The following is a 25,715-nucleotide window of genomic DNA, read 5'->3' as shown; positions in this document are numbered from 1 at the left end:
GGCGGTCACCGGGCCGCCCGCCCCGGCCGCCACGCCGTCACCTTGGCAGACTGGACGCGTGCCTCAGACCGTGCTGCTCGCCGAAGACGACCGCGCCATCCGCCACGCCCTGGAACGGGCGCTGACCCTGGAGGGCTACGAGGTGATCGCGGTCGCCGACGGAGTCGAGGCGCTCGCCCAGGCACACCGCACCCCGCCGGACATCCTCGTCCTGGACGTGATGATGCCGGGCATCGACGGCCTCCAGGTCTGCCGGGTGCTGCGCGCCGAGGGCGACCGCACCCCGATCCTCATGCTCACCGCCCTGGTGGAGACCGCCGACCGGATCGCCGGCCTGGACGCCGGAGCCGACGACTACGTCGTCAAGCCGTTCGACGTCGAGGAGGTCTTCGCCCGGCTGCGCGCCCTGCTGCGCCGCACCAGCCCCGCCCTCGCCGCCGGCCCCGCCGAGGACGTACCGGCCAGGGGGCCGCAACTGCCCGACCGGCAGATCGAGGCGGCCGGCCTTCGCATGGACCTCCAGGCCCGCCGGGTCTGGCGCGGCACCCGTGAGCTGGAGCTGACCCGCACCGAGTTCGAACTCCTCGAACTGCTGGTCCGCAACGCCGGCATAGTCCTCGACCACTCCACCATCTACGACCGCATCTGGGGCTACGACTTCGGCCCCGGCTCCAAGAACCTCGCCGTCTACGTCGGCTATCTGCGCCGCAAGCTCGACGAGCCCGACGCGCCGCAGCTGATCCACACCGTGCGCGGCGTGGGGTACGTGCTGCGGGAGGACTGAGTGGGCCGGCTCGCCCGGCTGCTGGACCGGCCACGGCCGGGCCTGTCGTCGCTGCGGACCACGTTCGCGGTGACGTTCGCCCTGGTCACCGCCGCCGTCACGGTCCTCGTCGGCATCCTGTCGTACAACTCGGCCGCCCGGCTGGTGCGGGTGGACCAGCAGTCGGTGTTCACCCAGGTCGTCCAGGACGTGCAGGACGAGGTGCGCCGCTACGACCGCACCCCGCAGGACTTCTCCTCCTCCCGGCCCGGCCACGAGGTGGTCCGGCCCAGCCGTACCGATGTGCAGGTGCTCGGCCCGGCGGGCCAGATCGTGGACCACGGCAGCCCCCCGCTGCCCGTCACCGGGGACGACCGGGCCGTCGCGGCCGCCGCCACGGCCGGGAAGACCGTCGAGTACCAGGACGTGGCCGTCGCCGACGACGTGTACCGCGTCGCCACCGTCGCGCTCGGCGACGGCCGCGGCGCCGTCCAGGTCGCCCAGGAGTTCAGCGACACCGAGGACCTGCTGCACGCCCTCCAACAGCGCACCCTCGCACTGATGGGCGCGGTGGTCGTCGCGGCCGGCCTGTGCGGCTGGTGGCTGGCCCGCCGCATCACCCGGAGGCTGCGCATCCTGACCGCCGCCGCCGAGGACGTCGCCCGCACCCGGCGGCTCGGCGTGGACGTCCCCGTCACCGGCTACGACGAGGTGGGCCGCCTCGGCCGCTCCTTCGACCGGATGCTCGGCCGGCTCGCCCAGTCCGAGGAGGACCAGCGCCGCCTGGTCCAGGACGCGGGCCACGAACTGCGCACCCCGCTCACCTCGCTGCGCACCAACATCTCGCTGCTGCGCCGCATCGACGAACTGCCGCCCGCCACCCGCGAGGACCTGGTCGCCGATCTCACCCAGGAGGCCCGCGAACTCACCGACCTGGTCAACGAACTGGTCGACCTCGCGGCCGGCCAGTCCGACTCCGAGCCCCCGCAACGCGTCGACGTCGCCGACGTCGCCGAGGACGTGGCGGGACTCGCCCGCCGCCGTACCGGACGGGACATCGTGGTGCGCGCGAGCGGCGACACGAGCGTGGAGGGCAGGCCCGGCATGCTCCAGCGGGCCCTGTCCAACCTGGTCGAGAACGCCGCGAAGTTCGACCGGGGCGGTACGGCGCCCATCGAGATCGCGGTCTCCGGCCCCGCCCGGCCGGGCACCGTGCGCGTGGAGGTCCTGGACCGGGGGCCCGGCATCGCCGAGGGCGACCTGATCCGCGTCTTCGACCGTTTCTACCGCGCCGCCGACGCCCGCTCGCTGCCCGGCTCGGGGCTCGGGCTGTCCATCGTGCGGGAGGTCGCGATGGCCCACGGTGGCGCGCCGTTCGCCTCCCGGCGGCCGGGCGGGGGAGCGGTGATCGGATTCACGGTGGGAGCGGAGCGGGAGCGGGGGCACGAGCGGGGCCACGGTCACGAGCGCGGCCACGGGCACGACCGGGGGTACGGGCACGAGCGCGGGCACGGGCACGAGCGCGGGCACGGGCACGACCGGGGCGGTCCTCAGGAGGGCGGCGGGGGGCGCGCGGGGAGCTGAGGCGCGGACGCGACGCCGGCTTCCGGGCCGCGCGCCCCCGCGCACCCGTAAGCGTGCGCGTCCTCCGCGCGCCTCCGCGGGCGTGCGCGCGCCCGCCGCTCCGCCGCCTCCCGCCAGGCACCCGCCCCGCGCGGCCCGGGCCGGGTCAGCGGCCGGAAGCGGCCGCCTCGCCGTCGGGGGCCTCGGCCGGCTGGTCCTTGCGGCGGGTGAACGACGGCAGTGCGGGCGGGGTGAGGAAGCCCTCGGCGCGGGCGCTGGCGATGCCGATGCGCGGGATGTCGGCGCTCTTGGCGAACAGCAGGAACCGCGGTTCCCACACCGGCCGGTACTTCGCGTTGGCCCGGTAGAGCGACTCGATCTGCCACCAGCGGGAGAAGAAGGTCAGCACCGAGCGCCACAGCCGCAGCACCGGCCCCGCGCCGAGCCGGGCCCCGCGCTCGAAGACCGACCGGAACATCGCGAAGTTGAGCGAGACCCGCCGTACGCCGATCTCCCCGGCGCGCAGCAGCAGTTCGACCACCATGAACTCCATCAGGCCGTTCTCGGCGTCGCGGTCACGCCGCATCAGGTCCAGGGAGAGCCCCTGTTCGCCCCACGGCACGAAGCTGAGCAGCGCGCGCGGCACACCGTCGGCGTCGCGGCACTCCAGCATCACGCAGCGCCCGTCGGCCGGGTCGCCGAGGCGGCCGAGCGCCATGGAGAAGCCGCGCTCGGTCGCGCCGTCGCGCCAGTGGTCGGCGCGGTCCACCAGACGGGCCATCTCCTCGTCGGGGATGTCCTCGTGGCGGCGGACGGTGACGGTGTAACCGGCCCGCCGGACCCGGTTGTGGGCCTGCCGTACCACGCGCATGGCCCGCCCTTCGAGGCTGAAGTCGGCGACCTCGACGATGGCCTCGTCGCCCAGTTCGAGGGCGTCCAGCCCGTGCCGGGCGTACACGGTGCCGGCCTCCTCGCTGGCGCCCATGACGGCGGGTGTCCAGGCGTGCCGGCGGGCCTCGTCCAGCCAGGCGTCGATGGCCCCGGGCCAGGCCTCCACGTCGCCGATCGGGTCCCCGGAGGCGAGGCTGACGCCGCCCACGACGCGGTAGGTGACGGCGGCCTTGCCGGTGGGGGAGAAGCGGGCGGCCTTGTCGCGGCGGAGCGCGAAGTAGCCGAGGGAGTCGCGTTCGCCGTGCCGGTCGAGCAGTGCGCGCAGCCGCTTCTCGTCCTCGGGGGTGAGCAGGGCGCGGCCGCGCGGCGAGCGGAAGCAGGCGTAGAGCACGAGGAGGAAGGTGGCGGCCATCAGGACGTTGATGGTGATGTCCACCCAGCGCGGCGCGTGCACGGCGGGGACGTGGTCGGCGAGCGGGCCGACGCTGATGCCGCGCAGCAGGGTGTAGGCGATCTTGTCGGAGAGGGCGGCGGCGCCGGGCTCCTTGTTCGTGGCGCCGACCAGCCAGGTGCCGAGCCCGCAGCTGACGAGGACGCCGGCCGCGCCGACGGCGAGGGCCAGCCTCGGGTTGGAGCGGTCGCCGATGGCGTTGAACTCGCGCCGCCCGACGAGCAACGCGGCGACGAACAGGCCGGTCAGCGCGGCGGAGACCCAGTTGAAGGCGTGGTCGGCGAACCGGTCCCGGGTGAGCGCGGCGAGGTAGAGCAGGAACAGGGGGCCGGCCAGGATCAGGTTGAACACCCAGGCGGCGCGTTTGCGGCGGCGCATCACCATGGCCAGGAACAGCGCGAGCGCCGCGGAGACCAGGCCGGCGGTGGCCAGGTACGGGGTGAAGAACTCGCCGGCGTTGTGCTCGTGCACCTCCTCGCGGAACGGCAGGGAGAGCACCGCGACGATGTTGAGCACCGCGAGCAGCCGCAGGTACCAGACGGTCGCGGAGGCGGCGCGCGCCCGCAGCCGGGGGCTGGGGGACGGGCGGGCGGAGGGGCGGACATCGCGCTGTGGGGGGACGGAGAGCGACTGATCAGCGGGCATGGGTGACACGTCACCTCGAAGCGGGCCGGCGAAACCGGCGGTACCGGTGGAAAGGGGGCGCACGGCGGGCGGAACGCCGGACGCGTGGCCCGGTGTGCGCCCGTCACGGCCGCTCGGTGCCGTGCGCTCGGTGCTGAGCGCACGGCGTCCGACGGCTCGCGGCGTGACGGGTCCGGCCGGACCACTGGGGCCCACTGTCGCGGGCGAAGGTAAGGAACGGGGTCGGTGGCGTTTACCCGGCGGCGGCCGGTTCCTCACCGGCGGGGGCGGCGCCTGCCGGGCCGTCGCCCGGACGGCGGTCCGGAACGTCATTCGAACGCGTGTCCGAGCTGTCGGCCGGGCCGCCGTTCGGCCCTTCGCCTGAACCGCTGCCCGGCCCGTCGGACGAAGTGTCCGCGGCCGGGCCGCCGGCCGTCGGGACGGACCCGGCGGTATCGGCGGCCGGGGCTGCGGCGGTACCGGGGCCCGGAATCGCGACCGCACCGGCGTCCCCGTCGGCGACCGCACCGGCGTCCCGGTGGGCGGCCGTACCGGTGTCGCTGTCCGCGACGGCGCCGCCGAAGAAGAGCCCCACCCCGTCCCGCACCGCGCGCCGTCGCGGAGCCGTCAGCAGCCACACCAGGTTGCCCACCGCCGCGCCCGCCGCCATGGTGGCGACGATGACCCCGGCGGTGGCGAAGCCGTTGTTGAACAGACGCGGTCGCGGATTGAGGATGTGCAGCCCGAAACCGCACAGCTCGTACGCCCCGACGGCCGCGATCGTCAGGCTCACGACGAGCACGGCGACGGTCGGCCCGAGCGCGCCCCCGGCGTCCTCGTGGCGCGTGGCGCCGGGCCTCGCACCGGTGCCGGCGCCGGGCCGGCCCCCTGGGCAGTGCGCTTCCCGCATGAGATCCCCCGTCGGCAGTGTGAAAGGCGAGCGGGGCCCTACAGTACGTAGTGTCCTGCTCGCAGACGAAACCGGGCGTCCCCCGGCGGGTGGGCGGCGGCCGTCGCGCGCCGCCGTCGTGCGGCCGCCGACAGGGCGCCGCGCAGCACCGTGGCGCCCACCGGGACGTCAGTACACGCCCGCGTGGGCGGCGGCGAGGGCGGCCGCGGCGGCGCGGTCGGCGGCGGCCTCGTCGAGCGGTTCGCCGGTGTTGAGCAGGCTGTAGTAGAGCGGCGCCGAGACCGCGCTCACCACCGCGCCGGCGTCGGTCCCCGCGGGCAGCTCCCCGCGTCCGACGGCGTCGGTGACGCACCCGGCCCACTCCTCGACCCGTACGGCGTAGAAGCGGTGCAGCGCCTCCGCGGTCTGCGGATCGCACAGCGAGGCGGCGATCAGCGCGCGGAAGAGGCGGCCCTGCCGGGGGTCGGTGAGGGTCTTGACGACGAGACGGGCGTTGGCGCGCAGGTCCTCGGCCAGGCTGCCGGTGCGGGCGCGCGGCACGGACTGCTCGGCCATGTCCGCCAGCAGATCGGCGGCGAGCCCGGCTGGGGTGCCCCAGCGGCGGTAGACGGTGGTCTTGCCGACCCCGGCGCGGCGGGCGATGTCGGCGAGGTCGAGCCCCTCGAACCCGGCCTCGGCCAGGACGTCCCCGGCCGCGTCGAGGACGGCTTCCCTCACGCGTGCGGTACGCCCGCCGGGGCGCACGGTGCCGGGAGCGGCGGAGGAGGAAGGGCTGTCCGAATCAGCCGGTCCGTCCGGTTCATCCGGGCCGTCCGGGGCGGCCGAGCTGTCCGGGCCGTCCGGGGTGGCGGGTGCGGGGGTGGGCATCTAATCGGTACTCCTGTTCCGTTACGGCGCGTCCAGTGCTACGGTCCTCACTGTAACGGAACCGCGGACCCATTTGTGGTCGCCCGGTGCAATCAGGCACGACCTCGCGGCGGCGCCCCGCGCGATACGGCCCGCGCCTGACTCACCGCCTCTCACCCGCTCGGCCCACGCCCGACCCGCCCGAAAGGCACCTCCTGTCATGTCTACGGCAATTCCGACGCCTCCGGGCGCACCCAGGACCGGCCGACCCGACGGCGCCGGCCCCGCCACCACCACGCCCGCACCCACCTCCACCCCCGCCCCCGACCAACGGCTCACCAGCCGTCTGAGCCTGATCCTCGCGGTCCTCCTGGTCGCGCAGTTCATGCTGGCCGTCGACTTCTCGATCCTGAACGTGGCGCTGCCCGAGATCGGCGACGGCCTCGGCTTCTCCCTGGGCGGCCTCCAGTGGATCGCCACCTCCTTCGCGCTGTGCGCGGCCGGCTTCACCCTCTTCTTCGGCCGGATCGGCGACCTGGTCGGCCGTAAGCGGATCTTCCTCGCCGGCCTCGCCGTCCTGGGGGCAGCCTCCCTCGCCGGCGGACTCGCCACCTCGCCCACCGTGCTGATCGCCGCCCGGATCGCGCAGGGCCTGGCCACCGCGGCCGTCACTCCGGCGGGCCTGTCGCTGCTCACCACGTCCTTCCCCGAGGGGCCGCTGCGCGAGAAGGCGCTCGGGCTGAACGGCGCGCTGATGTCTGCCGGGTTCACCACCGGCGCGGTCCTGGGCGGCGTACTGACCGACCTGCTCTCCTGGCGCTGGTCCTTCTTCGTCAACGTCCCGGTCGCCCTCGCCGTCCTGCTCGTCGCCCCAGCGGTGATCAAGGAGTCGCGCCCCGCTCAGCGTCCGAGGCTCGACCTGCCCGGCGCGCTGAGCGTCACCCTGGGCCTGCTCGGCATCGTCTACGGCCTCACCCGCGCGGGGGAACACGGCTGGACCGACGGCCTCGCCCTGACCGGGCTGCTCGCCGGCGCCGTCCTGATCGCGGTGTTCCGGTCCGTGGAGCGCCGGGTGGCCCAGCCACTGGTGCCGCTGCACGTGCTGCGTCGGCCGACGGTGGCCTGGGGCAACGTGCTCGGCGTGCTGGCGTTCGTCACCGAGACCTCGCTCGTCTACCTGCTCACCCTGTACATGCAGAAGACGCTCGGTTTCTCCGCGCTGACCGCGGGCGTCTCCTTCGGTGTGCTGGGGCTGGGCACCGTGGCCGGCGGTCTGCTCGCGCCCAAGGTGATCGCCCGCGGGTCCACGCTCACCGCGCTCGTCGCGGGCGGGCTGGTCCAGGCGGTGTTCACGGGCGCACTGCTGCTGCTCGGGGAGGGGGCGGGCTGGATGTGGCTGCTGCTGCCCGCCACGTTCTTCGGGGGCGTGGGCAACATGCTCGTCATCGTCGGCTTCATGGTCACCGCCACCTCCGGGCTGCCGGACCGGGAGCAGGGCCTGGCGACGGGCCTGGCCACCATGTCCCAGCAGATCGGCATCACGCTGGGCACCCCGGTCATGTCGGCGGTCGTCACCGCCACGGCCGGGACGGCGACCGCGGGCGCGGTGCTGCACGGCGTCACGTGGGCCATCGCGGTGAACGCGGCGCTGGTCCTCACGGGCGTCGTGATCGCCGTGGTGTTCCTGCGGAAGAGCGGAACGCCGGCCGGCGGGTGAGCCGGGGGAGCGGCGGCGAACGGCATCCGGAGGGGAGGTCCCCTGCGGGTGCCGTTCGTTCGGCGGCACGGGGCGGCTCACCGGTCGCCGCGGTGATGACTCGAACGGGTGTTCAGCAGTCCGTGTGCGCGGCGGCTGAGGGTGGTGGCCGCGGCGGTGAGGCAGACGAAGGTGCGGAGGAGCTGGAGGACGGTCACGACGCGGGCGGCCGTGCGGGGCGATGTCGCCGTAGCCGACGGTCGTCAGGGCGATGGGGGTGAAGGGGAGCGCGTCGATGCGGGTGGGCGGAAGCGGAGGCAGGGCCCGGGGGCCGGGCTTGCCCTCGACGCCCGGGGGGCGCACCGTGGAGGCATGGGCACGCGTGGCGGCCCCACACTCATCACCTCCGTGCAGCGGGCGTTCCGGCTGCTGGAGGCGGTCGGGGCCCATGAGGGCGGCGCACCGGCGAAGCGGCTGGCGCGGGAGACGGGCCTGGCCCCGGCCACGGCGTACCACCTGCTGCGGACCCTCGCGCACGACGGCTACGTGCGGAAACTGGAGGACGGCTCCTTCGTGCTCGGCGAGAGGCTGGGCTCGCTGCACAACGTCAGCCGGGAACAGGCGCTGATCAGCAGGATCCGCCCGATGCTGGGCTCGCTGCGGGACGACCTGTCCGCGGCGGCGTACCTCACCTTCTACGAGGACGGCGAGATACGGGTGGCGGAGATCGTGGACGGACCGAGGGCGCCGCGCGCGGAGCTGTGGGTGGGGTTCGAGGACGCGGGCCATGCCACGGCGCTCGGCAAGTGCGTGCTGCGTGAGCTGGACGAGGAGGGCCGCGAGGAGTACCTGTCCCGGCACACCCTGGCGGACCTCACCCCGAGGACGATCACCCACCGCGGTGAGCTGCTGCGCCGGCTGGAGCAGGTGTCGGACGCGGATGCCGTCACGGACCTGGAGGAGTACTCGCTCGGGGTGGTGTGTGTGGCGGTGCCGGTGTACCGGGGGGAGACGCTGGGCTCCCTGGGGGTCTCGCTGCGGGCGGAGCGCGCGCCGGGGATCGGGGACGCCTCGGCACGGCTGCTGGCGGCGGCGAACCGGGTGACGAGGGGCCTCTCGCTCACTATCTGAAACTCGCGCCCTTGTGGGGCATGGCCGGAAAACCGTTCACTGGACAAACCAGACATCAGGGACGGACGGCGAAGGCAGAGGGCGAAGAGTGCGGACCCCCACACAGCGCACCCCGGAACGCGACGACCGCGTCGAGCACCGCACGGCGAACGGCTGGACCGTCGTCAGCGTCACCGGTGAGGTGGACGTCTGCTCCGCTCCCGGCATCCGCGAGACCGTCCTCCGGCTCATGGACGAGGGCCGCCGCCACTTCGTGCTGGACCTGTGCGAGGTGACGTTCCTGGACTCGATGGGCCTGGGCATGATCGTCGCGATCACCAAGCGCCTCCGCGCCCACGGTGGCTCCCTGACCCTGACCTGCGCGGACCCCCGCATTCTCAGGGTCTTCAGCATCGGCGGCCTGCGCACGGTGTACACGTTCCACACCTCCCCGGCAGAGGCCACCCACCACGCCCCGAAGGGCAACGGCCTGGAGGGCTGGCCGCACGTCCACGCGTGAGACGGCGGGGGCGGTGGGCCGAGTCCGCGTGGGTCGTGGACGCTTCCGCTGGGCGCTCGTCCCGTGGGGTGGGGGGTGGGGCGGGGGAGATCCTCCGGATGAGGAGCGATGGCGATCTCGGGCGCAGCCCGCAGGCGCGGCAGGACACCGGAGAGACGGGTCACTCGCGCGTACGGCTCACTCGCGCGTACGGCCTGCCGCGGGCGAGGCGAGCATCGCCTTGAGGATGCGTTGCAGTTCGACGCGGTCCTGGGGGGTGACCCTCGCCAGCCTGCGGACGTGCTCACCACGACCCCCGGCATCGACCCGCAGCGCATCGGCGTCCTCGGCATCTGCGCCGGTGGGGGCTACGCCGTGCACACCGCACGCACGGACCACCGCATCAAAGCGGTCGGCACGGTCGTCCCCGTCAACATCGGCGCCTCGTTCCGCGGCTTCCAGCCCGACGGTCCGGCCGCAGCACTCGACGCCCTCGCGGACGCACGGACCGAAGAGGCCTCGGACGAGATGACCCGCGTGAACTGGCTGCCCGACACCCTCGAGGACGCCGCGGCAGCGGGCCTGACCGACATCGACACCACGCAGGCCATCACCTACTACCGCACCGAGCGCGGCGGCAACGAACACTCCACGAACCGGCGCCTCCTGCGCGGCGACTCCCTCCTGCTGGGCTACGACGCGTTCCACCTGGCCGACCGGCTCATGACCCAGCCCCTGCAGGTCATCCTCGCCGGACGCATCGGCACCACCGGCTCCTACGACATGGGCATGCAGCTGTGGAAGCTGGCCCCCAACCCCGTCGACCTCATGGTGATCGAGGGCGCCGGCCACTACGAGATGTACGACGTACCCGAATACGTCGACGCCGCCGTCGAACGACTCGCCGGCTTCTACGCGGACAACCTGTAAGGCATCCGACCCGGCGTACCTTCCCGGTCAGGGCGGGGGCACTGACACAGGCAACCAGCACCAGCGAGAGGTGAGTTGTCCAGTGGCGCGGTTCCGGCGGAGAGGGGCCGCCCCGGTCCGTGTGTGCCCTCGATACGCCCCGACTGCCTGACGGCCCTCCTGGACGCCGGCCCTGCCGGGGGCGTAACCCGGAAGTCCCGCCCGCGTCCCACGAGATTCCGGCTCAGGGCCACACCAGGCAGTACGGCTGATGCCCCGCCTCATGCAACCGATGGCTGAAGTCCTGCCACTCGTGCAGCAGTTGGTACACGTTGAACGCGTCGCGGGGGCCGCCGCGGTCCGGGACCGTGGACCAGATGAAGGCCGCCGCGCCCACCGCCTCCTCGCCGATGTCGCGGAGCGGGTCCACGACGGTCATCGGGAGTCTGACGACCGCGTAGTCGGGGTGCAGGACGACCAGTTCCAGGGGCGGGACCTTGTGCAGGGGCACGCCCTCGATGCCGGTCAGCACCATCGCGGCCATCGTCTCGGGCTTGATCTTGGTGAACATGCCGTTCATGCCCAGCTCGTCGCCGCCGAGTTCCTCGGGGCGCATCGAGATCGGGACACGGGCCGCGGTCGCGCCGTCGGGCGCGCCGAAGTACTTGTACGTCACCCCCACCCGACCACCATTCCTGCTTCCGGCCCTGAGACGGTCGGCCCTGCGGTCGATCCGGTGATCGACGCGCCGGTCGAGCCGCTCGGGCTCACTCGGTACGCCCTGTTCCTGACGTGTCTCGGCCGCTTCCTCCGCCTCGCGTCGGTGCCTTCCCCGCCGGGCACGTCGAGGACCCAGGTCGTCAGTCCCCTCGCCCAGTCCGCCACCGCGATGCATATCTCCACCCGACTGCTGTTCTAGGACGCGTGGTCCCCGCCGCGCAACCCGATCATCGTGTCAGTGACCTCCCCCACGGCCGCACGCCGAAACGTACGCCCGGGACTTCCGCCCGCGGATCTTCGCGGTCCCCGAGCGAGACGTCTCCGACACGACCCTGACACGACCCTTCGCCCTGTCCATACGTACGAGGCGTCCAGTTTCTCAGATGGGCGGCGACGAATCCGCTTCTTCGGACCTCCGGGTTCCGCGGCCATCGCGTTCAGCCACCCTCTCGGCCCCACGGCGCCCTCTCACCCTCACTCGGCCCTACCAGCCCCACAGCACCCCTCAGCCCCACAACACCCCGGCCTCACGGGGTTCCTCCCGGCTTCAGGCGTCTCCTTCTGCCTCACGCGGCCCTCTCCGCCCCACACGCCCTCTGAGCCCGGGGCCGCCGCGACCCTCAGCCGCCCCCAGGACCACCTCACCCCGCCCCCGAGCCGCCCCGGGCCCGGCCCGTGCCCTGGCCTACCCTGAACAGGTCACTGCCCACCGGATGTACGAGAAGCCGCCGAGAAACCGAGAAATCGGAGAAGTCGCAGGTCATGAGCGAACTGCCATATCCATACGAAGCCCCCGTCTCGCAGGCGCTGTTCGACCGTGCGGCGGCCGTCACGCCCGGCGGCGTGAACTCGCCGGTGCGTGCCTTCCGCGCCGTGGGCGGCACGCCCCGGTTCATGGTGTCCGGCAGCGGCCCGTACCTGACGGACGCCGACGGGCGGGAGTACGTCGACCTGGTGTGCTCCTGGGGCCCGATGATCCTCGGCCACGGCCGCCCCGAGGTGATCGCCGCCGTGCAGGAGGCCGTGGCGCGCGGCACCTCCTTCGGCACGCCCGGTGAGGGCGAGGTCGCCCTCGCCGAGGAGATGGCGGCGCGGGTCGCCCCGCTGGAGCAGGTCCGCCTCGTCTCCAGCGGCACCGAGGCCACCATGTCCGCGATCCGTCTGGCCCGCGGCTTCACCCGGCGCACCAAGGTGGTGAAGTTCGCCGGCTGCTACCACGGCCACGTGGACTCGCTCCTCGCCTCCGCCGGCTCCGGCGTCGCCACCTTCGCGCTGCCCGACACGCCCGGCGTCACCGGCGCCCAGGCGGGTGACACGATCGTGCTGCCGTACAACGACCTCGACGCCGTGCGCGCCGCCTTCGCCGCGCACCCGGACGAGATCGCCTGCGTGATCACCGAGGCCTCGCCCGGCAACATGGGCGTCGTCCCGCCGCTGCCCGGCTTCAACCAGGGGCTCAAGGACCTGTGCCGGGACAACGGCGCGCTGTACATCTCCGACGAGGTGATGACCGGCTTCCGCACCAGCCGTGCCGGCTGGTTCGGCGTCGACGGCGTCGAGCCGGACCTGATGACCTTCGGCAAGGTGATGGGCGGCGGCTTCCCGGCCGCGGCCTTCGGCGGGCGCGCCGACGTGATGGCGCACCTCGCCCCGGCCGGTCCCGTCTACCAGGCCGGCACCCTCTCCGGGAACCCGGTCGCCACCGCCGCCGGCCTCGCCCAGCTGCGCCTGCTCGACGACGCCGCCTACGCCAAGGTGAACGCCGTCTCCCAGCAGATCCAGGCCCTCGTCTCCGAGGCGCTGACCAAGGAGGGCGTCGCGCACACCCTGCAGAACGCCTCCAACATGTTCTCGGTGTTCTTCACCGACCGGCCGGTGCGCGACTACGAGGACGCCAAGGCGCAGGAGTCCTTCCGTTTCACCGCCTTCTTCCACGCGATGCTGGCGAACGGCGTCTACCTGCCGCCGTCGTCCTTCGAGTCCTGGTTCGTCTCCACCGCCCACGACGAGCAGGCCCTCCAGCGGATCGCCGACGCCCTCCCGGCGGCGGCCCGGGCGGCTGCGGAGGCGACGGCATGAGCGAGGAGACCATGGGCGCCGAGGGCGGGAACAAGGGCGACGACGACATCACCGTCGTCCACCTCATGCGCCACGGAGAGGTCGAGAACCCCACCGGCGTGCTCTACGGGCGGCTGCCCGGCTACCACCTGTCCGAGCTGGGCCGGCAGATGGCCGAGCGGGTCGCCGAGCACCTCGCGCCGCGCGACATCACCTACGTCGTCGCCTCCCCGCTGGAGCGGGCGCAGGAGACGGCGACGCCGATCGCCAAGGCGCACGGGCTCGACCTCGACACCGACGAGCGGCTGATCGAGGCGGAGAACGTCTTCCAGGGCAAGACCTTCGGCATCGGCGACGGCGCGCTGCGCCGGCCCGCCAACTGGAAGCACGTGGTCAACCCGTTCAGGCCGTCCTGGGGCGAGCCGTACGTCGACCAGGTGGTGCGCATGATGGGCGCGCTGAACGCGGCGAAGGACAGGGCGCGCGGGCACGAGGCGGTGCTGGTGAGCCACCAGCTGCCGATCTGGATCGTGCGCTCCTACGTCGAGCGGCGGCGGCTGTGGCATGATCCGCGCAAGCGGCAGTGCACGCTCGCCTCGCTGACCACGTTCACGTACCGGGGCGACCGGATCGTCTCCGTCGGCTACAGCGAGCCGGCCCGCGATCTGGTCCCGGCCCACCTCCTGGCGGGCGCCAGGCCGGTGAAGGGGCAGGGCAAGGCCTTCGGAGCGTGACCTCCGGTACGTGACGGCACGGGCGCCGATCCGGAAATCGGCGCCCCACCCCGCCGCACGGTGGGTCGCGCACACGCAGCGCGCGGCACGCACCGCACACGCCGCGCGCTGCGCTTACCGCACGGAGCGTGGGGACCGGGTAAGCCCTCAGTCATAAACGAGCAATTTCCATGCGTTTGTTGTGAATTTCATATTGATCCGCGCAACCTTCCTCTCCGTCACGACCTCTGAGTGGGTGACCACATCAGAGGACCGTGACGGATCGGGGATCTCCATGCGCACCTTCTCCCGGAGGGGAATACTCGGCCTCGGCGCGGGCACGGCGGCCGCCGTCTCGCTGGCGGCCTGCGGCGGCCAGAACTCGTCGGGCGATTCCGGCCACCCGGCCGGCTCCGGCTCGGACAAGGGCGCGCAGGGCAAGGGCACCGAGACCCCCGCGCGACTGATCGGCGACGGCTCGACCTCGTTCACCGGCAAGCAGCCCCACCAGCCGGCCAAGCCCGTGCCGCTGGAGCCGGGGCAGACCCCGCCGCAGTTCGTGATCTTCTCCTGGGACGGCGCCGGCGAGGTCGGCAACGGGCTCTTCCCGCGCTTCCTCGACCTGGCCAAGCAGCACCAGGCGAGCATGACCTTCTTCCTCTCCGGGCTCTATCTGCTGCCCGAGGCGAAGAAGCGGATGTACAACCCGCCGAACAACCGGCAGGGCGCCTCCGACATCGGCTACCTCACCGACGAGCACATCAAGGCCACGCTCACCAACGTCCGCCGCGCCTGGCTGGAAGGCCACGAGATCGGCACCCACTTCAACGGCCACTTCTGCGGCGAGGCCCACACCTCCGTCAAGTGGTGGACGCCACAGCAGTGGCGCGCCGAGATCGACCAGGCCAAGGCGTTCGTCAAGGAGTGGAAGACCAACACCGGCTGGCACGACCTGCCCGCGCTGCCCTTCGACTACGACAAGGAACTGGCCGGCGGCCGCACTCCCTGTCTGCTCGGCCAGGACAACCTGCTGCCCACCGCCCGCGAGCTGGGCTGGCGCTACGACGCCTCCTCGCCCGGCGGTCTCCAGACCTGGCCGGTGAAGAAAAAGGGCATATGGGACCTGCCGCTCCAGCAGATACCCTTCCCCGGACATTCGTTCCAGGTCCTCTCGATGGACTACAACATGCTCGCCAACCAGTCGGTGAACTCCACCAAGGCGCCGCCCGCCAACTACCCGGGCTGGCGCAGGCAGTCCGCGCAGGCCTACATCCAGGGCTTCGAGCGCGCCTACCGGACGAACCGGGCGCCGTTCTTCATCGGCAACCACTTCGAGCAGTGGAACGGCGGGATCTACATGGACTCCGTCGAGGAGGCGTTCAAGCACATCGCCAACGAGCGGGACAAGGGCGCGGACGTACGCCTGGTCTCCTTCCGCCAGTTCGTCGACTGGCTGGACGTGCAGAAGCCCGAGGTCCTCGCCAAGCTGCGCACCCTCGGCGTCGGCCAGCAGCCGGCGGGCGGCTGGAAGACCTTCCTCCAGGACACCGCCACCGCGGGGAGCACCGCCGGCGCCGGCACCGCCTCGGGGGCCTCGAACAGCGCCTGATATGCGGTTTTCCGCCCGCGAGGGGGGTGCGGAAGATCCCCGGAACAGGCATGCGAAACTTTTCACATGAGTGCCGTCAGCCGCGCCCCCCAGTGCTCGAACCGGGCGAACCGCACGTCCCGTCCGCACCGCACGCGCACGACGCGCGTGCGCAGTCGCGCCGCCCTCCTCGCCACCGTGACCGCCGTCGCGGCGCTCACCCTGTCCGCGTGCGGCTCCGGAGGGACCTCCGGGGGCTCGGGCGACACCCACTTCATCACCGGCTCCGACGGCATCTCGACGGTCGAGAAGGGCGAGCGCAAGCCCGCCCCCGACCTGTCCGGCAAGACCATCGACGGCAAGCAGCTCGACCTCGCCTCCTACCGGGGCAAGGTCGTCGTGCTGAACGTCTGGGGCTCGTGGTGCGCGCCCTGCCGGGCCGAGGCGCCCAACCTGGTCAAGGTCGCCAAGGACACCGCCGACAAGGGCGTGCAGTTCGTCGGCATCAACACCCGCGACACCAGCACCCAGCCGGCGCTCCAGTTCGAGAAGTCCTTCGGGGTGCCCTACCCGAGCCTGTACGACCCGACCGGCAAGCTGATGCTCCGCTTCAAGAAGGGCACGCTCAACCCGCAGCTCATCCCGACCACGATCATCGTGGACCGGGACGGCAGGATCGCCGCGCGCGCCCTCCAGGGGCTCAGCGAGGAGAAACTGCGCAAGATGCTCGACCCGGTCGTCGCGGAGAAGTGAGCCGTCGTGCTACTGGCCGCAGCCACTGACCCCAACCAGACGGTCTTCAGCGGAGCCCTGCTGCTCGCGCTGCCCGTCGCCGTGCTCGGCGGGCTCGTCTCCTTCTTCTCGCCGTGCGTCCTGCCGCTCGTCCCCGGCTACCTCTCCTATGTGACCGGGGTCACCGGCACCGACCTGGCCGAGGCGCGGCGCGGGCGGATGGCCGCGGGCGCCTCCCTGTTCGTCCTCGGCTTCACCGTCGTGTTCGTCTCCGGCGGCGCCCTGTTCGGCTACTTCGGGCAGAACCTCCAGGACCAGAAGGGCCCCCTCACCAAGGTGCTGGGCGTGCTCATGATCCTCATGGGCGTGTTCTTCATGGGCCTGATGCCCTGGCTGACCCAGCGCGAGTTCCGCTTCCACCGGCGGCCGGCCACCGGCCTGGTCGGCGCGCCCGTCCTCGGCGCGCTGTTCGGCATCGGCTGGACCCCGTGCATCGGCCCGACACTGTCGGCCGTCCAGACGCTCTCCTTCCAGCAGGCCAGCGCCGGCCGCGGCGCGCTGCTGACCGTCGCGTACTGCGCCGGACTCGGCATACCGTTCGTGCTCACCGCCATCGCCTTCCGCAAGGCCCTCGGCGCCTTCGGCTGGGTCAAGCGCCACTATGTCTGGGTGATGCGCATCGGCGGCACGATGATGATCGTGACCGGTGTGCTGCTGCTCACCGGCGCCTGGGACCGGCTGGTGCAGGAGATGCAGACCTGGTCCAACGGCTTCACTGTGGGGATCTGATCCATGAGCAAGACGACAACCGGCACGAGCGCCGAGGGCACCCCGGCCGCCGGGCCCCCCGGCGAGGACGCCCCGGACACCGCGCCCCCCGGCGAGACCACCGGTGAGGCGGCCCCGGTCGCCGACGACGACCTCGGCGCGGCCGGCTCGCAGCTGTCCACCGCCCCCGTCGAGACGTCCGTCCCCGGCTCCTTCGGCGGCAACCGCGCCCCGGGCCTGGCCGGCCGGCTGGCCTGGACCGGGCGGGAGGCCGTCGGCTGGGTGCGCTGGTTCTGGCGGCAGCTGACCTCGATGCGGGTCGCGCTGCTGCTGCTGTTCCTGCTCTCCCTCGGTGCCATCCCCGGTTCGCTGATCCCGCAGACCGGCAGCAACGCCATGAAGGTCGACGCCTTCCGGCAGGCGCACACCACGCTGGGACCGATCTACGACAAGCTCGGCCTGTTCCACGTCTACAGCTCGCCGTGGTTCTCCGCGATCTACATCCTGCTGTTCGTCTCCCTCATCGGCTGCATCGTGCCGCGCACCTGGCAGTTCGTCGGCCAGCTGCGCAGCCGTCCGCCGGGCGCCCCCAAGCGGCTCACCCGGCTCCCGGCGTACGCGACCTGGCGCACCGCCGCCTCGCCCGAGGAGGTCCGCGATACCGCGCTCCAGGTGCTGAAGCAGCGGCGTTTCCGCGCGCACACCGCGGGCGACGCGGTCGCCGCCGAGAAGGGCTACCTGCGCGAGGCCGGCAATCTGGTCTTCCACGTCGCCCTGATCGTCATGCTGGTCGCCTTCGCCTGGGGCCAGCTCTACAAGACCGAGGGCGACAAGCTGATCGTCGAGGGCGACGGCTTCGCCAACACCCTCACCCAGTACGACGACTTCAAGTCGGGCAACCTCTTCGACGACGACAACCTGGTGCCGTTCAGTTTCGACCTGAAGAAGTTCACGGCCACCTACGAGACCGACGGCCCCAACAAGGGCACCGCCCGCACCTTCGAGGCGGACGTCGACTACAGCGTGGGCGCCGACGGCGAGCCGAAGCACAAGACCATCAAGGTCAACGAGCCGCTGGAGATCGGCGACGCCAAGGTCTACCTCGTCAGCCACGGCTACGCGCCGACGGTGACCGTGCGCGACGGCAAGGGCAACGTGGTCCTGCGCCAGGCGGTCCCGATGCTGCCGCTGGACTCCAACGAGACCTCGCAGGGCGCCATCAAGGTCTTCGACGGCTACCGGAACGCGCAGGGCAAGAAGGAGCAGCTGGGTTTCTCGGCGTTCTTCGTGCCGACCTTCGCGGGCGCCGGCAAGGGAACGATGTTCTCCCAGTTCCCGGGGCTCAACTTCCCCGTCCTCGCGCTGGGCGGCTACCACGGCGACCTGGGCGTGGACGCGGGCACCCCGCAGAACGTCTACCAGCTGGACACCAAGAACCCGAACCTGAAGCCGTTCAAGGACGCCAAGGGCGACATCCTCAAGTCCCGGCTGCTGCCGGGCGAGACCATGACGCTGCCGAACGGCGCCGGCTCCATCACCTTCGAGAAGAACATCGAGGAGTGGGCCGGCTTCCAGATCGTCCAGCAGCCCGGCACGGGCTGGGCGCTGGCCGGCGCCCTCGCCGCGATCGCCGGTCTGGCCGGCTCCCTGTTCATCCAGCGCCGCCGTGTGTGGGTGCGGGCCGTGCGGGGCGACGACGGCGTGACGGTCGTCGAGGTGGCCGGCCTCGGCCGCAGCGAGTCCGCGAAACTCCCCGAGGAGGTCGGCGCCCTGGCCGCCCTCGTACACGACAAGGCACCCACCCAGACCGACGCCGCCGCCGACCGGCCGGACGCCGACACCCCCGTACCCGCCGAAGGGGCTGAGACCAAGTGACTCTCGCCGCCGCAACCGAACTCGCCACGGCGACCAACGAGCATCTCGCGCACATCAGCAACACGCTCATCTACTCGTCGATGGCCGTCTACACCCTGGCCTTCTTCGCCTACATCGCCGAATGGCTGTTCGGCAGCCGCAGCAAGGTGGCCCGCACCGCCGCCGCGCTGACCGCGAAGGACGACGGCACGGCCGGGGCGCAGGCCCCGGCGGTGGCGGTGAAGTCCGCAGGCGGCACCGCCGTGCTGGAGCGGCCCAAGGTCGTCGTGCGCTCCGCGACCGGCTCGCGCGACGTGCCCGACGGCCCCGGCGCGCACGGCGGCGACGTGCAGGGCGACCTGTACGGGCGGATCGCCGTCTCCCTCACCGTGCTCGCGTTCCTGGTGGAGCTGAGCGGCGTCATCGCCCGCGCGGCCTCCGTGGAGCGGGCGCCGTGGGGCAACATGTACGAGTTCAACATCACCTTCTCCACGGTCGCGGTCGGCGTGTACCTGACGCTGCTCGCCCTGAAGAAGAACGTCCGCTGGCTCGGCCTGTTCCTCACGACCACGGTCCTGCTCGACCTCGGCCTCGCCGTCACCGTCCTCTACACGGCGAGCGACCAGCTGGTCCCGGCCCTGCACTCGTACTGGCTGTACATCCACGTCTCCACCGCGATCCTGTGCGGCGCGGTCTTCTACGTGGGCGCGGTCGGCACCCTGCTGTACCTGTTCAAGGACTCCTACGAGAACAAGCTCGCGGGCGGCGGCAAGCCCGGCCGCTTCGCGACCTCGGTCCTTGAACGGCTGCCCGCCTCGGCGAGCCTGGACAAGTTCTCCTACCGCATCAACGCGGCCGTCTTCCCGCTGTGGACGTTCACGATCATCGCGGGCGCCATCTGGGCCGAGTCGGCCTGGGGCCGCTACTGGGGCTGGGACCCCAAGGAGACCTGGGCCTTCATCACCTGGGTCGCCTACGCGGGCTACCTGCACGCCCGCTCCACCGCCGGCTGGAAGGGCCGCAAGGCCGCGTACATCGCGCTGATCGCCTTCGCCTGCTGGCTGTTCAACTACTACGGCGTGAACATCTTCGTCGGCGGCAAGCACTCCTACGCCGGGGTGTGAGCCCGTCCGCGCACGGGTGAGCCCGCCTCGGCGAAGGCCGGGTTCCGGCGACCGGAAGGTCGGCGGAACCCGGCCTTCGCCGTACCGAGGGGGCCGGGCGGCCCGGCGCGTGCGCGGCCTCCCGGATGGCGGCAGGCTGGTGTCATGACCGGTTCCATCGAACAGGGCACAAGCCAGACCCACGGGAACACCCATCTGCTGCACTTCCTGGTGCGGCTGCCCCGGCCCATGGAGAAGGTCTGGCCGGCGCTGTCCACCCCGGACGGGCTCGCCGCCTGGTGCGCCGCCGCTGACGAGCTGGAGCCGCGGCTCGGCGGCGCGGTCAGCCTGCGCGGCCTCGGCAGCGGGCGGATCACGGCCTGGGACGTCGACCGGGTGGCCGAGTACACCGTCGGCGAGGGCGACCGGATCCGCTTCCACCTCGAACGCGACGGCGCGGACGGCTCCGTGCTCCGCTTCACCCGCGAGTTCCAGGGTGACGGCGAGGCGGAGACGGAGGGGGAGTCGGAGGCGGGCTGGCGCGCTCGGTTCGAACGTCTGATCGAGCGCATGGGTGACCGGCCGTGACCGGACGCCCGGCCGGCCGGCCGTAGGCGGCAGCACGGCCGCCCGCCCCGGCGGCGCCACCGCCGACCGCGGCAGGGGAGCCGCTCACCCCGGCAGGGGAGCCGCCCATCCCGGCAGGGGAGCCGCCTATCCCACCAGCTCCAGGATCCGGTTCACCGCCTCGATCACCGGCTGCCCCACCGCGCCCACCGTCGCCGCGATGCCCGCGACGGCCATCAGCGCCCGGTGCCGCTCCTGCGGCGGCGCGGCCGGGTCCGCCGTGATGTCCGGCAGCGAGTCGTCGATGGCCCGCGCGCTGGCCGCCGGGACGCTCGCCCGCAGCTCCCGCACCAGCGCCACCAGCTCCCGCACCGCCGCCTCCAGCTCGGGCGAGGGTGCCTCGGCGGACGCGGGGGCCGCCTGGTTCTTGATCATGCCGATGTTGCCGCGCCCGCCGTGCATGTTCACGCTGTCGCCGAAGTGGTACGTGTCGCCGCTCATGCCTTCGCCATCCCCACGTTGCCGGTGCCGCCGTACATGTTCACGTTGTCGCCGAAGTAGTAGTTCCTGGGGTTGACCAGGACGCGCTCCACCCGGACCTGGAACTCCGCCTCGGGGTTCTCGATCGCGTGCACGAGGGTGCCGACGAGCTGGTCCAGGTAGTGCGGCTGCGGGAAGGTCACCAGGGCCATGGAGGGACCGGACGTCTCGACCGCGAGGACGTACTGCGTGGGCGCCCCGAGCACGCCCACCAGGTCGACGATGCTCAGCACGAGCGCCGCGACGGCCCCCATCCAGACCAGCGTGACGATCGTGCCGGCCGCGTCCTGGCTGGCCAGCCCCGTGATGCCGCCGAGGATCGTGAGGGCGAAGGCCACCGACAGGATGATCCCCAGCCGCTTGAGGAACAGCTGCGTGGCCTCCCACCGCCTGGGCGTGAGGAGGAAGGTGTGGACGCGGGTGATGTTCTCCAGCGGGTAGGCGGCCCCGCCGACCCACAGCAGCCGCTTGCTCACCCGTATGTCGACGGAGCGCGCGGTGGGCGGCGGCGCGGTGGGCGGTGGCGGGACGTCGTAGTGCCCCGGCGGTTCGGTTCTGTCCATGGGTCCCCCTGAGACGTGAGTGACGCTCACCACTGAGTGACACCCATTAACTACGCGGCGCGCTGCCCACGCAACTCGAATCCGCACGTCAAGTGCGCTGGCGATGTGCGGATTTGACCGCCGTGCCTGACATGCCGTCAGCCGCGTGCCGCCCCCGGCGCCGCCCCGGTGACGGGGGCGGGCGGGCCCGTGGAAGATACTGGGACACATGGCTTACGACGATCTTCGCTCCCTGCTCAGGGCGCTGGAGCGCGAGGGCGACCTCAAGCGCATCAAGGCCGAGGTGGACCCGTACCTGGAGGTCGGGGAGATCGTCGACCGGGTGCAGAAGTCCGGTGGCCCCGCGCTGCTCTTCGAGAACGTGAAGGGCTCGGCGATGCCGCTGGCCATGAACGTCTTCGGCACCGACCGGCGGCTGCTGAAGGCGCTGGGCCTGAAGGCGTACGGCGACATCAGCGACAAGATCGGCGGGCTGCTGCGGCCCGAGCTGCCGCACGGCTTCGTCGGCGTGCGCGAGGCGTTCGGCAAGCTCGGCGCGATGACGCACGTCCCGCCGCGCAAGGTCAGGGAAGCCCCCGTGCAGGAGGTCGTGCTGCGCGGCGAGGACGTGGACCTGAACGCGCTGCCCGCGCTGTTCACGTGGCCCGAGGACGGCGGCTCCTTCTTCAACCTGGGCCTCACCCACACCAAGGACCCCGAGACCGGCGTCCGCAACCTCGGGCTGTACCGGCTCCAGCGCCACGACCGGCGCACCATCGGCATGCACTGGCAGATCCACAAGGACAGCCGCAACCACTACCAGGTCGCGGCCCGGCGCGGCGAGCGGCTGCCGGTCGCCATCGCCTTCGGCTGTCCGCCCGCCGTCACGTACGCCTCCACCGCGCCGCTGCCCGGCGACATCGACGAGTACCTGTTCGCCGGGTTCCTCGCGGGCAGGCGGATCGAGATGGTGGACTGCAAGACCGTTCCGCTCCAGGTCCCCGCCCACGCCGAGGTGGTCCTGGAGGGCTGGCTGGAGCCGGGCAGGATGCTGCCGGAGGGGCCGTTCGGCGACCACACCGGTTTCTACACGCCGCAGGAGCCGTTCCCGGCGCTGACCATCGACTGCATGACGATGCGCAGGCGGCCGCTGCTCCAGTCGATCGTGGTCGGCCGCCCGCCCACCGAGGACGGACCGCTGGGCCGCGCCACCGAGCGCTTCTTCCTGCCGCTGCTGAAGATCATCGTGCCGGACATCGTGGACTACCACCTGCCCGAGGCGGGCGGCTTCCACAACTGCGCGATCGTCTCCATCGACAAGAAGTACCCGAAGCACGCGCAGAAGGTGATGCACGCGGTCTGGGGCGCGCACATGATGTCCCTGACCAAGCTGATCGTGGTGGTCGACGCCGACTGCGACGTGCACGATCTGCACGAGGTCGCCTGGCGGGCCCTCGGCAACACCGACTACGCCCGCGACCTCACCGTGGTCGAGGGCCCCGTCGACCACCTCGACCACGCCTCCTACCAGCAGTTCTGGGGCGGCAAGGCGGGCATCGACGCGACGCGGAAGTGGCCCGAGGAGGGCTACACCCGCGACGGCGGCTGGCCGGAGATGGTGGTCTCCGACCCCGACACGGCCGAACGAGTGACGCGACGCTGGAAGGAATACGGACTGTGAACAAAGCCGACATGAGGGCGTCGGACAGCGCGGAGACGGGGCTTCCCCGCCACCGCGGGGATGATCCGGAGTACGGCCTGTGAGCACAGCGTCCGCCGCGATCCCCCAGCCGGGACGCACCAAGGCGTTCCTGCGCCTGGTCCTGATCGAGCACTCGGTCTTCGCACTGCCCTTCGCCTACATCGCCTCGCTCACCGCGATGTACGAGTGGGACAAGTCCATCCACTGGGGCAGGCTTTTGCTGGTCACCGTCTGCATGGTGGGCCTGCGCACCTTCGCCATGGCGGTCAACCGGATCATCGACCGCGAGATCGACGCCCGCAATCCCCGCACCGCCCACCGCGAGCTGGTCACCGGCGCCATGACCGTGCGGCACGCCTGGACCGGCGCGCTGGTCGCCCTCGTCGTCTTCCTCGGCGCGGCCGCCCTGCTCAACCCGCTCTGCCTGGCCCTGGCCCCGGTCGCGGTGATCCCGATGGTGGTCTACCCCTACGGCAAGCGGTTCACGGACTTCCCGCAGGCCATCCTCGGCATCGCGCAGGCGATGGGCCCGGTCGGCGGCTGGCTGGCGATCAGCGGCGAGTGGTCGTGGAAGGCGGTGATCCTGGGAGTGGCCGTGGGCGTCTGGATCGGCGGCTTCGACCTGATCTACGCCTGCCAGGACGTGGAGACCGACCGCCGCATCGGCGTCCGCTCGGTCCCGGCCCGCTTCGGCGTCCCGGCCGCCATCTGGGGCGCCCGCTGCTGCCACACGGTCACCACCGCCCTGTTCGTCTGGTACGCCCTGGCCACCGGCGCCGGCGTCTTCTTCTGGGTGGGCCTGGTGATCGTCGCCGGAGCCTTCCTCTACGAGCACACGATCGTCCGCCCGCACGACCTGTCCCGGGTGAACCGGGCCTTCTTCAGCGTCAACGGGTTCATCGGCATCGCCCTTTTCGTGTGCACGCTGCTGGACCTGCTGGTGCGGGGGCTGACGGTCTGACCGACGGTTCCGGGGCGGTGTCCGGTACCGGGTGCGGGACCCGGTGCGGGACACCGTCCCTCCCGGTTCGGATCATGAACGCCGCCGGATAGGCTCGACACCATGAAGCCAGGAGAAACGCAGCGCACGCCTTGGATCGTGGGGGTGTCCGGAGCGTCCGGTACGCCGTACGCGGCCGCCGTCCTGCGCGCGTTGCTCGACGCCGGGGAGAGCGTCGACCTGGTGGTCAGCCGGGCCTCGCGGCTCACCCTGCTGGATGAGACCGGCATCTCCTTCCGGGACGCCCACTGGCAGGACGACCTGCGTGAATGGCTCTCCCTCGGGGCCGACGGCAAGCCCGGCACGTTCGACGTGGACGTCACGGACGTACGGCACTGGAGTGCCGGCGACCTGGCGGCCGGGCCGTCCTCGGGCTCGTACCCCGCCAGGGGCATGCTGATCGTGCCCGCCTCGACGGCGTGCGTGGCCGGAGTCGCGCTCGGCCTGTCGAAGGACCTGCTCCAGCGGACGGCGGGCGTGACGCTCAAGGAGCGCCGCCCGCTGGTCGTGGCCGTTCGGGAGACCCCGCTGAACGGGCCGACGCTGCGGCAGCTGGTCGCACTGGACGACGCGGGCGCCACCGTCCTGCCCGCCTCGCCCGCCTTCTACGCCGGCGCGACGCACATCCAGCACCTGGTGGACTTCGTCGCCGGCCGCGCCCTGGACGCGGTGGGCGTGTCCCACCGCCTCTACCGCCGCTGGGAGGGCGAACTGGGCGGCGCCCGCCCCGCCTGAGCGGCAGCGGATCAGTACCGAGCACCACCTCAGAACACTTCGGCAGAACTTCGGCAATCTCGCAGATCCCTCGCCGGATCTCGTCAGGGGAAGGCTTCGATCGCATGGACGCGGTGGACAGGCAGCTCATCCAGGCCCTCAGGGAGAACGGCCGGGCCTCCTACGCGGAGCTGGGGCGCCTCGTCGGCCTGTCGGGACCGAGCGTCACCGACCGCATCAACCGCCTGGAGGCGGCCGGGGTCATCACCGGCTACCGGGCCACGGTGGACGCCGCCTCGCTCGGCCTCGGCGTCACGGCCCTGATCGGCATCTCGCTCTCCGACGCCGCCGACCACGAGGACGTGGCGCAGCGGCTGAAGGACCTGCCGGAGATCGAGGACTGCTGGTTCATCGCCGGCGACGACTCCTTCATGCTCAAGGTCCGGGCCACCGACGTGGACGGCCTGGAGCGGATCATCCGCCGGCTGTCCGGCACCAAGGGCGTCTCCCGCACCCGTACGACGATCGTGCTGTCCACGAAGTGGGAGAACCGCGTCGGTGAGCTGCCCGAAGAGGTCTAGGGCGCGCGGCGTACGGTAATCGGAGACTTTTCGGAAAGAGGTGTTCGCATGGACGTCGGGCTCAAGCGCGAGCTGGAGGAGAAGGTCCGTTCCGGTGAGCGGCTGTCGCGTGAGGACGGCGTCGCGCTGTACGAGTCGGACGATCTGGCGTGGCTGGGGGGTCTCGCGCACGAGGTGCGTACCCGGATGAACGGTGACGTGGTGCATTTCAACGTCAACCGGCATCTCAACATGACGAACGTGTGCACGGCGTCGTGTGCGTACTGCTCCT

At 72.1% G+C, this 25,715-nt stretch carries 24 protein-coding genes and 2 pseudogenes; 20 read left to right on the top strand and 6 right to left on the bottom strand.

Translation table 11 applies throughout. The features are described from left to right. The first annotated feature begins 70 nt into the window (after window positions 1-70). Both AB0N63_RS32985 and AB0N63_RS32980 read left to right on the top strand, forming a co-directional pair. The gene (locus AB0N63_RS32985) at window positions 71-784 is read left to right on the top strand and encodes a response regulator transcription factor (RefSeq protein WP_365535075.1); all 714 of its coding nucleotides are present in this window, start codon (window positions 71-73) and stop codon (window positions 782-784) included. Beyond that, window positions 785-2,347 carry a HAMP domain-containing sensor histidine kinase gene (locus tag AB0N63_RS32980; protein ID WP_365534993.1) on the top strand — a complete coding sequence of 521 codons (1,563 nt, stop codon included), beginning with the start codon at window positions 785-787 and terminating at the stop codon, window positions 2,345-2,347. 145 nt (window positions 2,348-2,492) lie between these two features. On the opposite strand, the gene AB0N63_RS32975 is transcribed toward AB0N63_RS32980, so the two are convergent. From AB0N63_RS32975 to AB0N63_RS32965, 3 genes are all read right to left on the bottom strand, one after another. Continuing rightward, window positions 2,493-4,313 carry a phosphatidylglycerol lysyltransferase domain-containing protein gene (locus tag AB0N63_RS32975; protein WP_365534990.1) on the bottom strand — a complete coding sequence of 607 codons (1,821 nt, stop codon included), beginning with the start codon at window positions 4,311-4,313 and terminating at the stop codon, window positions 2,493-2,495. A gap of 232 nt (window positions 4,314-4,545) precedes the next feature. Next, window positions 4,546-5,085 (bottom strand): hypothetical protein, encoded by a 540-nt coding sequence (locus AB0N63_RS32970; RefSeq protein ID WP_365534987.1) that lies wholly within the window; start codon window positions 5,083-5,085, stop codon window positions 4,546-4,548. A gap of 285 nt (window positions 5,086-5,370) precedes the next feature. Continuing rightward, window positions 5,371-6,069, bottom strand: a complete 699-nt coding sequence (locus tag AB0N63_RS32965) for a TetR/AcrR family transcriptional regulator (RefSeq protein ID WP_365534984.1) — start codon at window positions 6,067-6,069, stop codon at window positions 5,371-5,373. Between the two features lie 199 nt (window positions 6,070-6,268). On the opposite strand from AB0N63_RS32965, the gene AB0N63_RS32960 reads away from it, so the two are divergent. The 4 genes and pseudogenes from AB0N63_RS32960 to AB0N63_RS32945 form a co-directional block, all read left to right on the top strand. After that, on the top strand, window positions 6,269-7,765 hold the full coding sequence (locus AB0N63_RS32960; protein ID WP_365534980.1) for an MFS transporter: 1,497 nt from the start codon (window positions 6,269-6,271) through the stop codon (window positions 7,763-7,765). Between the two features lie 351 nt (window positions 7,766-8,116). After that, window positions 8,117-8,875, top strand: a complete 759-nt coding sequence (locus AB0N63_RS32955; protein WP_365534978.1) for an IclR family transcriptional regulator — start codon at window positions 8,117-8,119, stop codon at window positions 8,873-8,875. A gap of 88 nt (window positions 8,876-8,963) precedes the next feature. Next, entirely contained in the window at window positions 8,964-9,374 is a 411-nt protein-coding gene (locus tag AB0N63_RS32950; RefSeq protein ID WP_365534976.1) for an STAS domain-containing protein, read from the top strand. A 282-nt stretch (window positions 9,375-9,656) separates the two neighbouring features. After that, window positions 9,657-10,283, top strand: a pseudogene (locus AB0N63_RS32945) (alpha/beta hydrolase); the annotation flags it as partial. Between the two features lie 223 nt (window positions 10,284-10,506). Here the strand turns inward: AB0N63_RS32945 and AB0N63_RS32940 are convergent. After that, window positions 10,507-10,944, bottom strand: a complete 438-nt coding sequence (locus tag AB0N63_RS32940; RefSeq protein ID WP_009190004.1) for a hypothetical protein — start codon at window positions 10,942-10,944, stop codon at window positions 10,507-10,509. A 54-nt stretch (window positions 10,945-10,998) separates the two neighbouring features. Here AB0N63_RS32940 and AB0N63_RS32935 point away from each other — a divergent pair, with 54 nt between their 5' ends. The 9 genes from AB0N63_RS32935 (at window position 10,999) to AB0N63_RS32895 (ending at window position 20,386) form a co-directional block, all read left to right on the top strand. Beyond that, window positions 10,999-11,181: a hypothetical protein gene (locus tag AB0N63_RS32935; protein WP_365534973.1), complete on the top strand. Its 183-nt coding sequence runs from the start codon at window positions 10,999-11,001 to the stop codon at window positions 11,179-11,181. A 563-nt stretch (window positions 11,182-11,744) separates the two neighbouring features. Continuing rightward, the gene (gene hemL, locus AB0N63_RS32930; RefSeq protein ID WP_365534971.1) at window positions 11,745-13,061 is read left to right on the top strand and encodes a glutamate-1-semialdehyde 2,1-aminomutase; all 1,317 of its coding nucleotides are present in this window, start codon (window positions 11,745-11,747) and stop codon (window positions 13,059-13,061) included. Continuing rightward, window positions 13,058-13,774, top strand: coding sequence for a histidine phosphatase family protein (locus AB0N63_RS32925; protein WP_365534969.1), 717 nt, complete (start codon window positions 13,058-13,060; stop codon window positions 13,772-13,774). Before hemL ends, AB0N63_RS32925 begins: the two co-directional genes overlap by 4 nt. Before the next feature lie 274 nt (window positions 13,775-14,048). Further along, complete coding sequence (locus AB0N63_RS32920; protein WP_365535072.1) at window positions 14,049-15,362, top strand: hypothetical protein; 1,314 nt, start codon at window positions 14,049-14,051, stop codon at window positions 15,360-15,362. A 66-nt stretch (window positions 15,363-15,428) separates the two neighbouring features. Next, window positions 15,429-16,094: a TlpA disulfide reductase family protein gene (locus AB0N63_RS32915; protein ID WP_365534967.1), complete on the top strand. Its 666-nt coding sequence runs from the start codon at window positions 15,429-15,431 to the stop codon at window positions 16,092-16,094. Between the two features lie 6 nt (window positions 16,095-16,100). Then, window positions 16,101-16,862: a cytochrome c biogenesis protein CcdA gene (locus tag AB0N63_RS32910; protein ID WP_365534964.1), complete on the top strand. Its 762-nt coding sequence runs from the start codon at window positions 16,101-16,103 to the stop codon at window positions 16,860-16,862. 3 nt (window positions 16,863-16,865) lie between these two features. Next, window positions 16,866-18,716: a cytochrome c biogenesis protein ResB gene (locus tag AB0N63_RS32905; protein ID WP_365534962.1), complete on the top strand. Its 1,851-nt coding sequence runs from the start codon at window positions 16,866-16,868 to the stop codon at window positions 18,714-18,716. Continuing rightward, window positions 18,713-19,819, top strand: a complete 1,107-nt coding sequence (gene ccsB, locus AB0N63_RS32900; protein ID WP_365534960.1) for a c-type cytochrome biogenesis protein CcsB — start codon at window positions 18,713-18,715, stop codon at window positions 19,817-19,819. The genes AB0N63_RS32905 and ccsB overlap by 4 nt, the downstream gene beginning before the upstream one ends. 144 nt (window positions 19,820-19,963) lie before the next feature. Beyond that, window positions 19,964-20,386 carry an SRPBCC domain-containing protein gene (locus tag AB0N63_RS32895; RefSeq protein ID WP_365534958.1) on the top strand — a complete coding sequence of 141 codons (423 nt, stop codon included), beginning with the start codon at window positions 19,964-19,966 and terminating at the stop codon, window positions 20,384-20,386. A gap of 126 nt (window positions 20,387-20,512) precedes the next feature. Here the strand turns inward: AB0N63_RS32895 and AB0N63_RS32890 are convergent, their stop codons facing one another. Both AB0N63_RS32890 and AB0N63_RS32885 read right to left on the bottom strand, forming a co-directional pair. Beyond that, entirely contained in the window at window positions 20,513-20,866 is a 354-nt protein-coding gene (locus AB0N63_RS32890; protein WP_365534956.1) for a hypothetical protein, read from the bottom strand. After that, complete coding sequence (locus AB0N63_RS32885) at window positions 20,863-21,468, bottom strand: DUF6232 family protein (protein ID WP_365534954.1); 606 nt, start codon at window positions 21,466-21,468, stop codon at window positions 20,863-20,865. Before AB0N63_RS32885 ends, AB0N63_RS32890 begins: the two co-directional genes overlap by 4 nt. A 208-nt stretch (window positions 21,469-21,676) precedes the next feature. Between AB0N63_RS32885 and AB0N63_RS32880 the strand changes: the two genes are divergently transcribed. From AB0N63_RS32880 to AB0N63_RS32860, 5 genes and pseudogenes are all read left to right on the top strand, one after another. Next, complete coding sequence (locus AB0N63_RS32880) at window positions 21,677-23,128, top strand: menaquinone biosynthesis decarboxylase (protein ID WP_365534952.1); 1,452 nt, start codon at window positions 21,677-21,679, stop codon at window positions 23,126-23,128. Between the two features lie 79 nt (window positions 23,129-23,207). After that, entirely contained in the window at window positions 23,208-24,110 is a 903-nt protein-coding gene (mqnP, locus tag AB0N63_RS32875) for a menaquinone biosynthesis prenyltransferase MqnP (RefSeq protein WP_365534950.1), read from the top strand. A 102-nt stretch (window positions 24,111-24,212) separates the two neighbouring features. Continuing rightward, window positions 24,213-24,884, top strand: coding sequence for a UbiX family flavin prenyltransferase (locus tag AB0N63_RS32870; RefSeq protein ID WP_365534947.1), 672 nt, complete (start codon window positions 24,213-24,215; stop codon window positions 24,882-24,884). 104 nt (window positions 24,885-24,988) lie between these two features. Then, complete coding sequence (locus AB0N63_RS32865) at window positions 24,989-25,444, top strand: Lrp/AsnC family transcriptional regulator (RefSeq protein WP_009190018.1); 456 nt, start codon at window positions 24,989-24,991, stop codon at window positions 25,442-25,444. Between the two features lie 48 nt (window positions 25,445-25,492). Continuing rightward, window positions 25,493-25,715: pseudogene (locus AB0N63_RS32860) on the top strand (aminofutalosine synthase MqnE); the annotation flags it as partial.

Origin of the sequence: Streptomyces sp. NPDC093260, from assembly GCF_040683715.1 — a bacterium.
GTDB lineage: Bacteria > Actinomycetota > Actinomycetes > Streptomycetales > Streptomycetaceae > Streptomyces > Streptomyces sennicomposti.
Note: the sequence above shows the minus strand (reverse complement) of the source record. Positions and strands in the feature narration are given on the sequence as shown.